Here is a 14,958-nt window from a genome sequence, read left to right on the forward strand (position 1 = left end):
TCCGCATGACTTCCAAAAAGCGCGGCATCGTCGCAGGTATCGCGGCGCTTTCCCTCGTGCTCACGGCATGCTCCGGCTCCGACACTGCCGGTAACCAAGGCTCCAGCGAGGGCGCAGAAGCTGCCCCGGCCGGCAACGGCGAAATCCACCTTGGTGTGGCCTACGAAACCACGAACTATCACCCCTCCCAGACCTCCTCGGCACTCGCCCTAGGGACGAACTGGCACGTGGTTGAAGGTCTCTACGAGTTCAATATGGACGACTACACCGTCTACCCGGCGCTCGCCGCCGGCGAGCCGAACTGGTCCTCCGACACCGAATTCGAGGTCGACCTGCGTGAAGGTGCGAAGTTTTCCGACGGCACCCCCGTCACCTCCCAGGATGTGATCTCCTCCTTCGATCGCTCGATGGCGGAAGGTAACCTGTACACCTCCATGCTCAGCTTCATCGACTCCGTGGACGCGGTGGATGAGGACACCGTCAAGTTCACCCTGAACCAGCCCTTTTCCATTGCCACTAACCGCCTTGCAGTGGCCAAGATTGTTCCGGAGTCCGCTACGGACGACGAGCTGACCGCCATGCCGATTGGCTCCGGCCCGTACAAGTACGTGTCCATCACCGACTCCAAGCTTGAGGCTGTGCCGAACGAACACTACACCGGCCCGAACCCGGCGGGTGCAGACAAGATCATCTGGGACGTGATCAAGGACGACACCGCCCGCACCACCGCTGCCACCTCCGGCACCATCGACGTGATGGAGGCTGTTCCAGCGGCGTCCGCACCGATGCTGGAAAGCGCCGGCATGACCGTGGCGGAGGTCAAGGGCTTCAACCTTCCGTTCATGCTGTTTAACACCACGAAGGAACCGTTTAATGACCCGCGGGTGCGCCAGGCGTTCCTTTACGCCGTGAACACCGACATGCTGATCCAGAACAACATGGACGGCAAGGCCACCCCGGCAACGTCCTTCCTGCCGGAATCCAACCCGGCGTACAACCAGGCGAAGAACGTCTTCACCTACGACCCGGAGAAAGCTAAGGCGCTGCTTGAAGAAGCCGGCGTAACCGACCTGAACATCACGCTTCTGACCACAGACCACCCGTGGATCTCGGAGCTTGCGCCGCAGGTGCAAAACGATCTGCAGGCCGTTGGTATCAAGGTCTCCCTGCAGTCCGAGGCTTCCGCCTCCCTGTACGCCAATAACCTGGACGTGGACACCCCAACTTTCGACGTGGCACTGGCACCGGGCGACCCCTCCGTCTTTGGTAATGACCCGGCGTTGCTGATGAATTGGTGGTACGGCGATAACGTTTGGACCACGAAGCGCACCTTCTGGCAGCAGTCTGACCCGGCTACCTGGCAGGAGCTGCAGGACATTATCAATGAGGGTGCAGCAGCCGAGGGCGCGGCCCAGCAGGAGAAGTGGAACGAAGCGTTCGATCTCATCTCTGAGGAGGTTCCGCTCTACCCGCTGTTTCACCGCACGATGCTGACGGGCTACAACCCGAGCACCGTGGCCGACTTCAAGCCGATCGGCACCACCGGACTGTGGGCAGTCACCGCCCGCTCCAACCGCTAAGACGAGAGTTTTGCGGACATGTATTTAAAAGGGGTGCGGACCACCTGCCTACCGGGTAGGAGCCGCACCCCTTGCCCTTTTTATCTACAGCTTGCTTCAAACCACTGACCTGGAGCTTTCATGAACAACCTCCTACGACTGATAGGACGACGGCTTGTGGCTCTGCCGATCATGGTCATCGGCGTGACCTTCCTCGTCTTTGCCCTGATGAAACTTTCCCCGATCGACCCTGCGTATTCCGCGTTGGGCGACTCCGCCACACCTGCGCAGCTTGAAGCGTATCGCGCTTCCCACGGGCTGAATGATCCCTGGTACGTCCAGTTCGGCAACTACCTGGTGGGCATGGTCCAAGGAGACCTTGGCACTTATGGCCAGAACAACGCCTCCGTTTCGGAGAAGGTGTTCAGCGCACTGCCTGTCACCCTGCAGCTGACCTTCCTCGGCCTGATTATCGCCGTAGTTGTCGCCTTGCCCCTGGGGATCTTGGCCGCACTCTACCGCGCTACCTGGGTAGACCAAGTCATCCGCGTGTTCTCCGTGATCTGCATCGCGATGCCGTCGTTTTGGCTGGCGATTTTGCTGGTGCTTGCCTTCATTGGCAAGCTGCCCGTGGCGGGGCCACTACCATCGATCACCGCTGATTTCAGCGGGTGGCTTCAGCGCATGTTCTTGCCCGCGGTGGCGCTGGCCACGCCTGTGGTGGGCCAGCTCACCCGCGTCATCCGCACCTCCATGGTGGAGGAGCTCGACCGCGATTACGTGCGCACCGCGCTCGGCGCCGGCATTCCCAAATCCGTCGTGGTGTCCCGCAATGTGCTGCGCAACGCGCTGATCACCCCGGTCACGGTCCTGGGGTTACGTGTGGGTTACTTAATGGGTGGTGCGGTGGTCATCGAGATCATCTTCTCCCTACCGGGCATGGGGCGCGTGCTTATCGACGGCATCTCTATGAACTGGGTCCAGGTAGTTCAGGGCGCAACCCTGACCGTGGCTGTGGCCTTCATCATCATCAACATCATCGTTGATCTGCTCTACATTGCGATCAACCCGAGAATCAGGGCGGTGTAATCGAAGATGCGCAACGAACTAAGCACCAAACTCTCCCAGCCCGGGCAAAAGCGCCTCGGCGGCTGGTCGCGTATGCGCACCGGCTCCAAGATTTCGCTTGTCGTGCTCGCGCTTATCGCGCTGGCCGCGATCTTCGCGCCGCTTCTGGCTCCGCACGACCCGACTGCGATTGACCTGAAGGGCCAAGCTCCGAATGGCACCTACTGGTTCGGCACCGACAACCTCGGCCGCGACGTGTTTTCCCGCGTGCTTTACGGCGGGCGCTACTCGCTGACCGTTGGTCTTTTGGCCACCTTTGCGGCGTTACTAATCGGCTCCATCTTCGGCTCCATCGCCGCAGTGTCGAACCGTTGGGTCTCCGAGATCATCATGCGCATCATGGACATCATCATGTCCGTGCCGGGCATCGCGCTTGTTGCCGTCACGGTCGTGGTATTCCGCGACCCGCAGCGGCCGCTGTACATGCTCGGCGTGATCATTATGTCCATCGCCTTCGTGTACATCCCGCAGATCACCCGTATCGTGCGAGCAAACGTTTTGTCGGAGTACGGCGAGGACTACGTCAACGCCGTCGTGGTCTCCGGCGCCCGCTCCCCGTGGATACTGATCCGCCACGTCGCCCGCAACTGCGCCGCGCCCGTGCTGGTATTCGCGACCGTGCTGGTGGCGGACGCAATTATCTTGGAAGCGTCGCTGACCTTCATCGGCGCCGGACTGCAGGAGCCGATTCCGACGTGGGGCAACATTTTGTCATCTGCGCAGCAGGGCGTGCTGCGCGGTCAGTGGTGGCAGGCTCTCTTCCCGGGCCTAATGATCATGATCACGGTGCTGTGTTTGAACATCTTGTCGGAGGGCATCACCGACGCCATGGTTGCCGCCCCGCGCGGCCCCCAAGTCAACGATGATGATGTGGCCGCCAACCGGGAAGCGGATCGCCTGCTCACCGACCCGGTGCGCGCGTACGAAGCGCAGCATGAATCATTACGGGCTCGTCTTGACGCGTTGGAGAACGTGGAAAACCAGCGAACCGATCGCTACCACCCGGCACCTGGCACCACACCGCTTTTGGAGGTGCGCGACCTGTGCATTTCCTTCCCTCGTCACGGTGATGTCAACGTGGTCGACCACGTCACCTACGGTGTGTCCGCAGGCGAGACTATGGGCTTGGTCGGCGAGTCCGGCTGCGGCAAGTCAATCTCCTCGCTGGCCATCATGGGGTTGTTGGATCCGGCCGCGAAGATCAGCGGTGAGATCTTCTACCAGGGCGAAGACCTGCTGAAGAAATCACCGGAGGAGCGCCGTGCACTGCTGGGCAATGAAATCGCCATGGTGTACCAGGATGCGCTGTCGGCGCTGAACCCGTCGATGTTGATCCGTTCCCAGCTCAAGCAATTGACCAAGCGCGGCGGCACTCGCTCTGCCGAAGAGCTGCTTGAGCTGGTGGGCCTGGACCCGAAGCGCACGCTGGAGTCCTACCCGCACGAGCTTTCCGGCGGCCAGCGCCAGCGTGTGCTGATCGCCATGGCGCTGACCCGGGACCCGAAGCTGATCATTGCAGACGAACCGACAACCGCCCTCGATGTGACCGTTCAGAAGCAGGTCATCGAACTGATCAACAGTTTGCAGGAGAAGCTGGGCTTCGCCATGGTTTTCGTTTCCCACGACCTTGCCCTTGTCGCGGAGGTCGCGCATTCAATCACCGTGATGTACGCGGGCCAGGTGGTGGAGCAGGGCAGCACCACCGAGATCCTCACCGATCCCCGCCACGAATACACCCGCGGACTGCTGGGCGCGGTGCTGTCCATCGAGGCGGGCGAAGGCCGACTACACCAGGTGCCGGGGTCCGTGCCCTCGCCGGCGGAGTTTCCCGCGGGAGACCGTTTCGCCCCGCGTTCCTCCCACCCGTCGGTGGGCTTGGACACCCCGACCGTTATGCGCAACGTGGAAGGCACCTTCCACCTCTACGCCGACCTGCCGGACGAACTCAAGCACGCTGCTGAGCTGGAAAAACACGGCCAGCTGCCGGAAGGCCTGCGCACCGACGCCGAGTTCGCCGCACTGAATAAGCCCGGCGCCGACGGCTCCCAAAACGTCACCACCAACCCCGAAGGAGGCGAGTTGTGACTGAGGCAGTAACAACCACAACAACCCCGACCCCGATCATTGAACTTGATGACATCCACGTGCGGTTCAAATCCCGCACCGGACCCATTTTGAAACCAAACTGGGTCCACGCTGTCAATGGCGTCTCCCTGAAACTCATGCCGGGCGAAACCATCGGCATCGTGGGCGAGTCTGGCTGCGGAAAGTCCACCACCGCAAACGTCATGTGTGGTCTGCAGCGTCCGACGGCCGGCCGGGTGCTGTTCAAGGGCGAGGACTTTACCAAGCGCACTGCCGCCGACCGTCGGAAGATGGGCCGCGTGGTGTCTGTGGTGTTCCAGGACCCGGCAACGGCACTCAACGCGCGAATGACGGTGAAGGATCAGCTGCTGGACCCGCTGAAGGTACACAACGTGGGCAGTGCGGCGGACCGCGATTCCAGAGTGCGCGAGCTCATAGGTCTTGTGGGGTTGCCGTCGTCGGCACTCGATGCGCTTCCTGGCCAGCTTTCCGGCGGTCAGCGCCAACGCGTGGCTATCGCCCGCGCGCTGGCATTGGAACCGGACGCGATCATTGCAGATGAGCCGACGTCAGCGCTTGACGTGTCGGTGCGCGCCCAGATTCTCAACCTGCTCACGGACCTGAAAGCGTCGCTCGGACTGTCCATGGTGTTCATCAGCCACGACATCCAGACTGTGCGCTACATCTCTGACCGGATCTGCGTCATGCTTAAAGGTCAGATCGTTGAAGAGGGCACTGTGGAGCAGGTTTTCCATAACCCTGCGAACGACTACACCAAATCCCTCCTCGGGGCTGCGCCTTCGCTGCTCCATCCCTCGCTCTAAATAGAAAGAAGCATCATGGCAATCAATTTTGAAGGCGTCATCCCCCCGGTCGTGCTCGCACGCCACGACGACGGCAGCCTCGACCTCACCTCCTACTCCCGCAACCTGGAACGTTTGATCGCCGCGGGTGTGCATGGCTTGTTCGTGCTCGGCTCCTCTGGCGAAGGCGCATTTTGTACCTTCGAGGAGCGTGAGGACATCCTTGCCGCAACGGTTGAAACCGTCGCAGGCCGGACGCCGGTGATGGTGGGCTGCATCGACATGCAGACCACTCGCGTGATCGAGATGGTGCAGCAGGCGCAGCGTTGCGGCGCCGACGCGGTCGTTGCCACTGCGCCCTTCTATGCGCTTGGCGGCGCCGCGCAGGTAGAGAACCACTTCCGTCTCATCCACCGCGCCACCGAGCTGCCTGTGTTCGCCTACGACATCCCGGTGTGCGTCCACTCCAAACTGTCCAACGAGATGCTGATCAAGCTGGGGAAGGAAGGTGTGCTTGCGGGAGTGAAGGACTCCTCAGGTGACGACGTCGCCTTCCGTCTCCTAGCCATCCAGAACCGAGAAGAGGGCAGTCCGCTGAAGCTTTTCACCGGCCACGAGGTCGTGGTCGATGGTGCGTACCTTTCGGGTGCGCACGGTAGCGTGCCTGGCCTGGCAAACGTGGACCCTGCAGGCTACATGCGCCAGTGGGAGGCCTACCAGAAGGGGGACTGGGACGCAGTAGCGGAGGAACAAGACCGCCTTGCCAAGCTCATGCTGATTGCCCACCAGGCGAAGTCTGTTTCTGGCTTCGGTGCGGGCGTGGGCAGTTTCAAGGTCGCGCTGAAGCTCCTGGGCGTATTTGAGTCAGACAGGATGCCTGCTCCGGTGCCGCAGATGACTACGCAGGAGGTCGAGCTGATCCGGGGTGTTCTGGCAGATGCTGGTTTGCTCTAAGGCATAATGCTCTGCGTGGATAACGCGAGTGCAAAGACTACGGATAGTGGCTTCGGCTGGAAACTTCACGGCGATGGCAAACGGGTGCTCCCCGGTGCCGTCGTCGCTCCCGATGAGCGGCTGAGCTGGCTGCGCACCATCGGCATCGGCATGCAGCACGTGGTGGCCATGTTCGGCGCCACGCTGCTTGTGCCCACCCTCACGGGCTTCCCGGTAAACACCACACTGCTGTTCTCGGGTCTGGGCACGCTCATCTTCCTCACGTTGACAAAGAACAAGCTGCCAAGCTACCTCGGTTCCTCCTTCGCGTTCATTGCGCCGCTAACGGCGTCCCAGCAATACGGTATGGCCGCACAGCTCGGTGGCGTGCTGGTCACAGGTCTCGCGCTGATAATTGTTGGCTTTATCGTCCAAGCGGCGGGCAAGCGCGTTATTGACGCGGTCATGCCTCCCGTTGTCACCGGCGCGATTGTGGCGCTCATCGGGCTGAATCTGGCTCCCACGGCCGTTGCCAATGTGGAAGCACAACCTGGTGTCGCCGGGGTCACCTTGCTCACCATTGTGCTTGTCACCGTGGCTACTCGCGGTATGACGGCGCGTCTGTCCATCCTCATCGGCGTGGTTGTGGGGTGGGTCTTTGCCGCGCTTACCGGGGGTTTGGCGGATGATGCGCTGGATACGATCTCTGCGGCGCCGTGGGTTGGTCTGCCGCAGTTCCATACGCCAGAGTTCCACCTCTCGGCCATCCTGGTCACGCTGCCGGTGTTGGTTGTGCTGATTGCGGAAAACGTTGGCCACGTCAAGGCCGTTTCCGAAATGACGGGCAGGGATCTCGATCCGATGCAAGGCAGGGCGCTGATTGGCGACGGTATTGCCACCACCCTCGCCGGCGGCTTCGGCGGCTCCGGTACCACGACTTACGCGGAAAACATTGGCGTGATGGCGGCGACGAAGGTGTACTCCACAGCCGCCTACTGGGTGGCGGCCTGCTTCGCCATTGTGCTTGCGTTCATTCCGAAGTTCGGCGCCATCATCTTCACCATCCCGGTCGGCGTGCTCGGTGGTGCGTGCCTGGTGCTCTACGGACTGATTGGCATGCTGGGCATCCGCATCTGGCAGGACAACCGGGTGGACTTCACTGACCCCGTAAACCTCACGGCCGCCGCCGTTGCGTTGATTGTGGGCATTGGCAACCTCACGCTGCAGGCAGGGCCAGTGGCGCTGGAGGGTATCGCGCTTGGCTCCGTGGGCGTCATCATCGTGTACCCGCTCATGCGCTGGTGCTACAACACGGTGGGCGAGGGGCGCTACCGTTTGGGCTTCCCAACGAAAAAGCGGGAGCCGGCCAACGTGGCCGACCCCCACACATTCGGGTAGGAGCGAAAATTCAGCGAAAGATCTAGGCTTCGTCCAAGTTCTGGGCAATAAGGGCGGCAATTGCGTCAACTGCCGCGGCATTGTTTGACGTAACCGTGACTTCATCACCAAATTCCGCGCCCATAGCCATGATCATCAGCGAGGACGCGGCGTCAGTCACGTCCTCATCATCGCCCCCGATCAGGGTGAGAATAATATCGTCATCGTATTCGCTGGCAGCATCAGCGATGACAGTGGCGGGGCGGGCGTGAAGGCCCACTGTGGAGCCCACCTTCACGGTCTTTGAAGCCATGGGGTCAAGTCCTTTCGTTGTCTCTAGCTACTCAATACTAGAGTCAACCGGCAACCTAGAGTGCACGGAACACGGAAACGACCAAGCCCATGATCTCCGCATCATCGCCCTTAATGGGGGAGAATGCGTCATTTCGCGGCAGAAGCCAAACACCCGAAGAATCCTTGTGGAACACCTTCGCGGTTGCCTCGCCGTCGATGAGTGCGGCAACGATCTGACCTTCTTCAGCTACCGGCTGGGAGCGAACCACAAGCCAGTCGCCGTCCAAGATCGCCGCATCCACCATGGAATCACCAACGACCTTGAGCATAAACAGCTCACCATCGCCCAGCAGCTCCTCCGGAAGCGGGTAGTAGGTCTCTACATTCTCTTCAGCCAGGATGGGAGCGCCTGCAGCGATCTGGCCGACAACCGGGATAAAGCGCGCGTTGGACGCGTCTTCAGGGGCATCCTGGGCAGCCGGGGCTGCGGCCTTCTTACGGGCAGTTGGAGCGCCCGGCAGGTGGCGCAAGTCCACCGCGCGAGGCTTGTTGGGATCGCGCCTCAAGAATCCCTTCTTCTCTAGCTCTTTGAGCTGGTACGCCACAGAAGAAGTGGACTGCAGGCCCGCTGCATCGCCGATCTCGCGGATGCTTGGCGGGTAACCGCGCAGTACAACCGCGTCCTGAATGACTTGGAGGATTCGGCGCTGGCGGTCGCTCAGCTTGCTCATATCCAGGCTGTTTGGATCTGTCTTCTTTCGTGCCACGTTTTGTGCTCCTTTAGTGCTTGTCTGTCCGTATAGCTCAGTTGTCAAGGTCCTAGCAAAGGTCCTAGCCAAGGTCCTAGTTGTGAAACTACCACGTTAGGCAAGTCTGTTCGATATTTTGCGAAAAATCTGGACACGCGTTCGAACACCTGCTATAAATCGAACATGTACTCGTTCGAACGTATGGGCGCAGCCAGCTAAGGCGTGTGTCTTGCGTTCCTACGATGAAGCCAAACATAATCACAAGGAGACAAAACTATGACCACGATCATCCGCAATACCTACCCACGTACCTCTGTAGCTTCCGAGGTCTGGGATCTTTCCCCTGTGGAAGGCCGCCGGGTTTCTACCAGCTCCATCCGCCAGCTGCGTGCAGAAGATGCTCCTGCACGGGTAACGCAAGATGCTGGTGTAGATGGATTCGAACCTGGGCACGAACGTAGAGAAAGCCTCTTTGTTGGGGTGGTGATGGCCGCGGCGCTACTGATTGGCTCACTGTTCGGTGGGGCGTTCGGTGGTGGTGAAGAACCGACTACCGCAGAGATCGCGCAGCTTTCACCTGTTGTGGCGCGTTAGCCTCAATCTGCCTTAGGGCTTTGTCAGGCAGGGCTAGACTTAGATCTTGTGTTTTGCCCTTTTTGCCACAACGCGCATTCTCGTGTCACCGACTCCCGCACGGTAGAGGCCGGTGCAGCCATTCGCAGGCGCCGTGAGTGCACAGAATGCGGGGGACGTTTCACCACCGTTGAAAAGGCCGTGCTGATGGTGGTCAAGCGAAACGGGGTGAGCGAGCCATTTGACCGCGACAAACTCATTGTCGGTGTGCGCCGCGCCTGCCAGGGCCGCGACGTGTCAGATGATGCGCTCAAGCGCCTCGCGCAGCAGGTGGAGGAGACCGTGCGCGCGCAAGGCAGCTCACAGGTGCCCGCCAACCAGATCGGCTTGGCAGTGCTTGAGCCCTTGCGCGCTTTAGACGAGGTGGCCTACCTCCGCTTCGCCTCGGTCTACAAGTCCTTCGAAAGCGCCGACGACTTTGAGTCAGAGATCCGTCTCATGCGCCGCAGAGACCGCGAAGACTTCTAGCACAGTACCTCTAGCGCCCTACCTCTAACGCAACGCGTCAGTCATCTTCTCAATTCGGCGCTGGCTCACCGGCTGCGGTGTGCCCAAACGCTGTGCGAAGATGCTGACTCGAAGCTCCTCAATCCGCCAGAGAATGTCCTTGTAGGCTTTCGACTTTTTCCGGTTCGCCGGAAGCGTTGCCATCTTCTGGGCAAGGTAACGCTTTGCGTCATCAATCACCATCTGGCGATCCGCGTCCCGGTCCGGATCCAAACTCATATCTTCAAGCCGAATCCACATCGCCTCGATGTATCGCGGCAAGTGCTGCAAGTGGCCAGCGCCATGCAGGGTAATCGCGTGCTTTGGCAGGTAGAAGTCCAGCTGACTGCGCATATCATTAATCGCCGGGCCCTCCCATTTGGCAAGCTCTGCGCGCATATTGGCAAAGTCCGCAAGACCCGGGGCAATACCGACAACAATGCGGCGAACCTCTCCGGCTACCTTCGGCTTAATCTCTGCAAGCAGCGCGTCAAACTCTTCAGGCGTGCGCACGGCACCACCGTGGGCAAGCAGAAGATCACGGATGACGGCCACACGCGCGTCTTCCACCAAACCTTCAGCACCACCATGGGGGTAGTGGTCCACGGCTACCTTGTGGCGAAGCGGTAGCCCCTTCGTCATCTGTTGTGGTGAAACCTGGATCTGGCGAAGCAGCAATGTCAGCGTTGCCGTGGTCATCGACGCATCCGCCGCTGCCTTCGTGGGGTGCACCGTCACCTTCACGCCATCCTTGGTGGCCTCAAGCGCCGGGTAGGCTTCCACCTCATTGCCGTCAATAACCGTAGTTACAGTTTCCGGCACGGCACCCAAGGTTTCCGCAGTCCAGGTCTTTACCGTTTCGGACTCGCTGCCACGTGCGCGTTTGGATACCGAGGAGCGAATGCCGCCCGCCTGCCTACGACGCAGCGCATCCAGATCCTTATCACTGTCAATGATGTCGCCACGGCGATCTACTGCCGCATACGTCATCCGCAAGTGTGCAGGCAGCGCGTCCGGCCGGAAGTCGGAGGCGTTAATTCCTGTGGCGCCGAGGGAGCGCAGGGCGTTCGTCAAAGCGTCGTCAAGCGGGATGCCCTCTTCAAGCAATGGCAGGGCACGAGCGGCGAAATCTGGGGCCGGCACCACCGTCCTGCGAAGCTGCTTCGGCAGGGTACGAATCAGCTCCGTAAGCAACTCCTCGCGCAGACCCGGAACCAACCACTCAAAGCCAGCGGAGTCAAGGCCAGCAAGCAGCGGTACAGGCACGAGCACGGTGACACCGTCGAACGGATCGCCCGGCTCAAACTTGTAGCGCAGCTCATAAGCCACTGACCCCTGCTTGAGAACCGCAGGAAACGCAACCTCGGAGGTATCGATGCCGTCTGAATCCAGCAGCCGCTCCGGATCAAAATCCAGGTAGTGCTTATCCTTGCTGCGCTGCTTCTTCCACCATGAGTCGAAGTGGCGTGCAGTTGTGACATCGGCAGGCAGCTTTGAGTCATAAAACTCAAACAGCGTGTCCTCATCAACCACCAAACCGCGGCGGCGAACCTTCTCCTCAACCTCTGCGGCATCGGCCAGCATCGCCTCGTTGTGCTCGATGAACATGTGGTGGCGGTTCCAATCGCCGCCAATCAGCGCATGCCGGATAAACATATTTCGCGCACCCGCCGGATCCACCCGGTGGTAGGGCACAAGACGATCACGCACGATGGTTACGCCATACAGCATGGTCTTTTCGTGCACCATTGCACTTGAGCGCTTGCGGGACCATACCGGCTCCGAATAGTTGCGGCGCAGCAAATCGCCTGCGGCTCGCTCGACCCACGCTGGCTCAATCTTGGCTACATCACGCGCGAACAGTCGCGAGGTCTCCACCAGCTCTGCGGCCATCACAAACTCTGGGGGCTTTTTGCTTATCGACGACCCCGGGAAGATCACAAACCTCGTCCCCCGAGCCCCGTTGTATTCCTTAGAATTGCCATCGCGTGCACCGATGTTGGACAGCAAACCGGTCAGTAGCGACTGGTGGATCGAGTCAGCATCACGATTCTCGTTTTGGCTGTTCCAGCCCTTCCAGCCAAGCTGCTTTTCCACATCGCGGAGCTGACGCACCAAGTCGTACCATTCACGAATGCGCATGTAGTGCAAAAATTCGCGCTTCATCCGCTTGCGAAACGCGTTGCCGGAAAGCTCATCGCGGGAATCTTTGATGTAATCCCACAGCTTGAGCGCTGAGAGGAAATCGGATTCCTTGTCCTTAAAGCGCGCGTGCGCTTGGTCGGCCTGGGCCTGGAACTCCAGTGGGCGTTCGCGCACGTCCTGGATGGTCATGTATGCCACGATCACGGTGACATCTTCAAGCACGCCGAGACGGTCAGCTTCAACGAGCATGCGCGCCATCTTCGGATCCACCGGGATACGCGCGATGTCGCGTCCGATGTTGGTGAGCACTGGCGCGCCGCCGCGCTCCTTATCCCCAATGGCGCCCAGCTCGTGGAGGATCAGCAGGCCATCTCTAATCGCCTTGGGATCTGGTGCCTGGATGAAGGGGAACTCCGCAACATCACCAAGCCGCAGCGAGATCATCTGCAAAATCACCGAGGCCAAATTGGTACGCAGAATCTCCGGGTCCGTGAACTCTGCGCGCGCGTTGAAGTTGTCCTCGGAGTAGAGGCGGATCGCAATGCCGTCTGCCACACGTCCCGAACGCCCCGAGCGCTGATTTGCAGACGCCTGGGAGATCTCCTCAATGGGAAGACGCTGGACCTTGGTGCGCGTGGAGTAACGCGAAATACGCGCAAGGCCAGTATCAACCACATAGTGAATACCCGGCACCGTCAGTGAAGTCTCCGCGATGTTGGTAGACAGCACAATGCGCCTGCCGGAATGTGGCGAGAAAACTCGGTGCTGTTCCGCGTTGGATAGCCGGCCAAACAGTGGCACAACCTCGATGCCACGCCAGTGCTTCTTCTCAATCGCCTCCATGCAGTCACGGATGTCACGCTCAGATGCGAAGAAGCACAAGATGTCGCCGTCGCCTTCGCGCATAAGCTCCGCGCAGGCATCCACAACACCGTCAATCATGTCGGTGTCTGCCAGCCCGTCTTCACCTTCCAGCGGGCGGTAGCGGATCTCAACAGGGTAGGTGCGACCAGAGACCTCAATAATTGGCGCCGGGTTGCCGTGCTTGTCCTTGAAGTGATTCGCAAATGCCTCAGGATCAATGGTTGCTGAGGTGATGATCACCTTGAGATCCGGACGCTTCGGCAAAAGTCGCTTGAGGTAGCCCAGCAGGAAATCGATGTTGAGTGAGCGTTCGTGTGCCTCGTCAATAATGATCGTGTCGTAGGCATTCAAGAACCTGTCTCGCTGCATCTCCGCCAGCAAGATGCCGTCTGTCATCAGCTTGACGGCGGTGGAGTCAGATACGCGATCATCAAAGCGAATGGCGTAGCCCACGGACTGGCCAATGTCCTGGCCGAGCTCGTCAGCAATACGTTCCGCCACGGTGCGAGCGGCCAGCCTTCGCGGCTGGGTATGTCCAATCATGCCTCGGCGACCACGGCCCATCTCCAAAAGCATTTTGGGAATCTGGGTGGTTTTACCAGAACCGGTTTCACCCGCGATCACCACAACCTGGTTGTCGCGCACGGCTGCCATGATGTCATCGCGGCGCGCGGAGACGGGAAGTTTTTCCGGGTAGGTGACTTCGGGCACCAAAGCGTCACGGCCTGCGACTATTGCCGCAGCCTGTTCCATATCCTTGGCAATCTGAGCGCGTGCCGCATCAGACTTCGCGTTTCTCAAACGCCGACGAAACCGGCGTTCATCCGCAATAGTGAGCTGGTCAAACCTGGTCTTATTCATATTCAGGCCACGAGTCTACGGCAGCCTCGTAGGCACGCTTGATTATGCTCCCAAGCTCAGCGAAGTGCTCTTTGCGTATAGACGCCGTGCGGAAGACCACACCGACCTCCCTGCCCGCGCCCGAGTCTTGGGCAAAGTGCGCTACGGCAAGGTTTGGCCGGTAGCACTCCGCGGCAAGCGCCGAGACCGGCAGCAATGTTGCTCCCATGCCGGCAACGACCAGTTGCACCACGGTCGTCAGCGAGGACGCGCGCGCCACAGCATGCGCGTTGGCCGTGTTGGCAACACCGGCGGCCTTGCACAGGTCGATGACTTGGTCGCGGAGACAGTGACCGTCGTCAAGCAGCAAAAGCTCCAACTGTCCAAGCTCATCCAACGCTAAGTCACGCTTGCCGGCGAGCGGGTGGTCCTTGGGCATCACAGCAGCAAACGGCTCGGTGTAGAGCGGAATCTCCTCAAGACCCGGAGTGTCGGCGGGAAGGGCAAGCAGCGCGACATCAATAAGTCCATCGCGCAGCTTCGCCAGCAGGCGCTCGGTCTTTTCCTCAACTACCTGCAGCTGCGTCTGTGGAAACTCTTCTGCAATCAGCGGAAGCAGGTGGGGCAGAAGATACGGCGCGATTGTAGGGATAATGCCAAGCGTCAACGGACCTGCAAACGGGTCAGCTGCGCCACGAGCGCGCACCACTAAGGCTTCAGCGGCATGAATTGCGGCCTTGGCATCGGGAAGTAGTGCCTCACCGGTGGCGGTAACGATCACCTTGCGGGTGGAGCGCTCAATGAGCTGCACACCCAGGCCTTCTTCCAACGCAGCGAGGCCTTGGGACAGCGAGGGTTGGGAAATGCCGAGCTTGGCCGCTGCGGAACCGAAGTGCTTTTGTTCTGCAACGGTGACAAAAGATCGAAGTTGCGACAGGGTTGGCCTGAACTCTCTATTGGGCATGCCTATTAGCGTAGCGCAACTTTATAAGTTTCTCTTGCAGAGCTCGGAGAGTTGTGGCACACTTGTTGGCGTACCACCCAAATCACAACACCAGGAGG

The 14,958-nt window shown here is 60.1% G+C and carries 12 protein-coding genes; 8 read left to right on the top strand and 4 right to left on the bottom strand.

Features of this window, described 5'->3' with window-relative positions; all coding sequences use genetic code 11:
• Positions 1 to 5: 5 nt before the first annotated feature.
• From HMPREF3104_RS05675 to HMPREF3104_RS05700, 6 genes are all read left to right on the top strand, one after another.
• Entirely contained in the window at positions 6 to 1,580 is a 1,575-nt protein-coding gene (locus HMPREF3104_RS05675; protein WP_070494758.1) for an ABC transporter substrate-binding protein, read from the top strand.
• 120 nt (positions 1,581 to 1,700) lie between these two features.
• Entirely contained in the window at positions 1,701 to 2,648 is a 948-nt protein-coding gene (locus HMPREF3104_RS05680) for an ABC transporter permease (RefSeq protein WP_070494759.1), read from the top strand.
• 6 nt (positions 2,649 to 2,654) lie between these two features.
• Entirely contained in the window at positions 2,655 to 4,772 is a 2,118-nt protein-coding gene (locus tag HMPREF3104_RS05685; protein WP_070494760.1) for a dipeptide/oligopeptide/nickel ABC transporter permease/ATP-binding protein, read from the top strand.
• Positions 4,769 to 5,596: an ABC transporter ATP-binding protein gene (locus HMPREF3104_RS05690; RefSeq protein ID WP_070494761.1), complete on the top strand. Its 828-nt coding sequence runs from the start codon at positions 4,769 to 4,771 to the stop codon at positions 5,594 to 5,596. Before HMPREF3104_RS05685 ends, HMPREF3104_RS05690 begins: the two co-directional genes overlap by 4 nt.
• Positions 5,597 to 5,611: 15 nt before the next feature.
• On the top strand, positions 5,612 to 6,529 hold the full coding sequence (locus HMPREF3104_RS05695; protein ID WP_070494762.1) for a dihydrodipicolinate synthase family protein: 918 nt from the start codon (positions 5,612 to 5,614) through the stop codon (positions 6,527 to 6,529).
• Positions 6,530 to 6,544: 15 nt separating this feature from the next.
• Positions 6,545 to 7,906, top strand: a complete 1,362-nt coding sequence (locus HMPREF3104_RS05700) for a uracil-xanthine permease family protein (RefSeq protein ID WP_246816366.1) — start codon at positions 6,545 to 6,547, stop codon at positions 7,904 to 7,906.
• A gap of 22 nt (positions 7,907 to 7,928) precedes the next feature.
• On the opposite strand, the gene HMPREF3104_RS05705 is transcribed toward HMPREF3104_RS05700, so the two are convergent.
• The gene (locus tag HMPREF3104_RS05705) at positions 7,929 to 8,198 is read right to left on the bottom strand and encodes an HPr family phosphocarrier protein (protein ID WP_052203971.1); all 270 of its coding nucleotides are present in this window, start codon (positions 8,196 to 8,198) and stop codon (positions 7,929 to 7,931) included.
• A 55-nt stretch (positions 8,199 to 8,253) separates the two neighbouring features.
• The gene (gene lexA / locus HMPREF3104_RS05710) at positions 8,254 to 8,910 is read right to left on the bottom strand and encodes a transcriptional repressor LexA (protein ID WP_083278956.1); all 657 of its coding nucleotides are present in this window, start codon (positions 8,908 to 8,910) and stop codon (positions 8,254 to 8,256) included.
• Between the two features lie 294 nt (positions 8,911 to 9,204).
• On the opposite strand from lexA, the gene HMPREF3104_RS05715 reads away from it, so the two are divergent.
• Both HMPREF3104_RS05715 and nrdR read left to right on the top strand, forming a co-directional pair.
• A complete protein-coding gene (locus HMPREF3104_RS05715; RefSeq protein ID WP_070494764.1) occupies positions 9,205 to 9,522 on the top strand; it encodes a hypothetical protein in 318 nt (105 codons plus the stop codon).
• Positions 9,523 to 9,570: 48 nt separating this feature from the next.
• A complete protein-coding gene (gene nrdR / locus HMPREF3104_RS05720) occupies positions 9,571 to 10,029 on the top strand; it encodes a transcriptional regulator NrdR (RefSeq protein WP_052203978.1) in 459 nt (152 codons plus the stop codon).
• Between the two features lie 24 nt (positions 10,030 to 10,053).
• On the opposite strand, the gene hrpA is transcribed toward nrdR, so the two are convergent.
• Both hrpA and HMPREF3104_RS05730 read right to left on the bottom strand, forming a co-directional pair.
• Positions 10,054 to 13,917 carry an ATP-dependent RNA helicase HrpA gene (hrpA, locus tag HMPREF3104_RS05725; RefSeq protein ID WP_070494765.1) on the bottom strand — a complete coding sequence of 1,288 codons (3,864 nt, stop codon included), beginning with the start codon at positions 13,915 to 13,917 and terminating at the stop codon, positions 10,054 to 10,056.
• Positions 13,910 to 14,860, bottom strand: a complete 951-nt coding sequence (locus tag HMPREF3104_RS05730) for a hydrogen peroxide-inducible genes activator (protein ID WP_070494766.1) — start codon at positions 14,858 to 14,860, stop codon at positions 13,910 to 13,912. The genes hrpA and HMPREF3104_RS05730 overlap by 8 nt, the downstream gene beginning before the upstream one ends.
• Between the last annotated feature and the right edge of the window lie 98 nt (positions 14,861 to 14,958).

Source organism: Corynebacterium sp. HMSC30G07 (assembly GCF_001806945.1).
Classification (GTDB): domain Bacteria; phylum Actinomycetota; class Actinomycetes; order Mycobacteriales; family Mycobacteriaceae; genus Corynebacterium; species Corynebacterium riegelii.

Coding starts and splice junctions, on each gene's coding strand:
- HMPREF3104_RS05685 (WP_070494760.1), top strand. CDS start 2,655: ATGCGCAACGAACTAAGCACCAAACTCTCCCAGCCCGGGCAAAAGCGC.
- HMPREF3104_RS05675 (WP_070494758.1), top strand. CDS start 6: ATGACTTCCAAAAAGCGCGGCATCGTCGCAGGTATCGCGGCGCTTTCC.
- HMPREF3104_RS05695 (WP_070494762.1), top strand. CDS start 5,612: ATGGCAATCAATTTTGAAGGCGTCATCCCCCCGGTCGTGCTCGCACGC.
- HMPREF3104_RS05730 (WP_070494766.1), bottom strand. CDS start 14,860: ATGCCCAATAGAGAGTTCAGGCCAACCCTGTCGCAACTTCGATCTTTT.
- HMPREF3104_RS05715 (WP_070494764.1), top strand. CDS start 9,205: ATGACCACGATCATCCGCAATACCTACCCACGTACCTCTGTAGCTTCC.
- hrpA (WP_070494765.1), bottom strand. CDS start 13,917: ATGAATAAGACCAGGTTTGACCAGCTCACTATTGCGGATGAACGCCGG.
- HMPREF3104_RS05705 (WP_052203971.1), bottom strand. CDS start 8,198: ATGGCTTCAAAGACCGTGAAGGTGGGCTCCACAGTGGGCCTTCACGCC.
- lexA (WP_083278956.1), bottom strand. CDS start 8,910: ATGAGCAAGCTGAGCGACCGCCAGCGCCGAATCCTCCAAGTCATTCAG.
- HMPREF3104_RS05680 (WP_070494759.1), top strand. CDS start 1,701: ATGAACAACCTCCTACGACTGATAGGACGACGGCTTGTGGCTCTGCCG.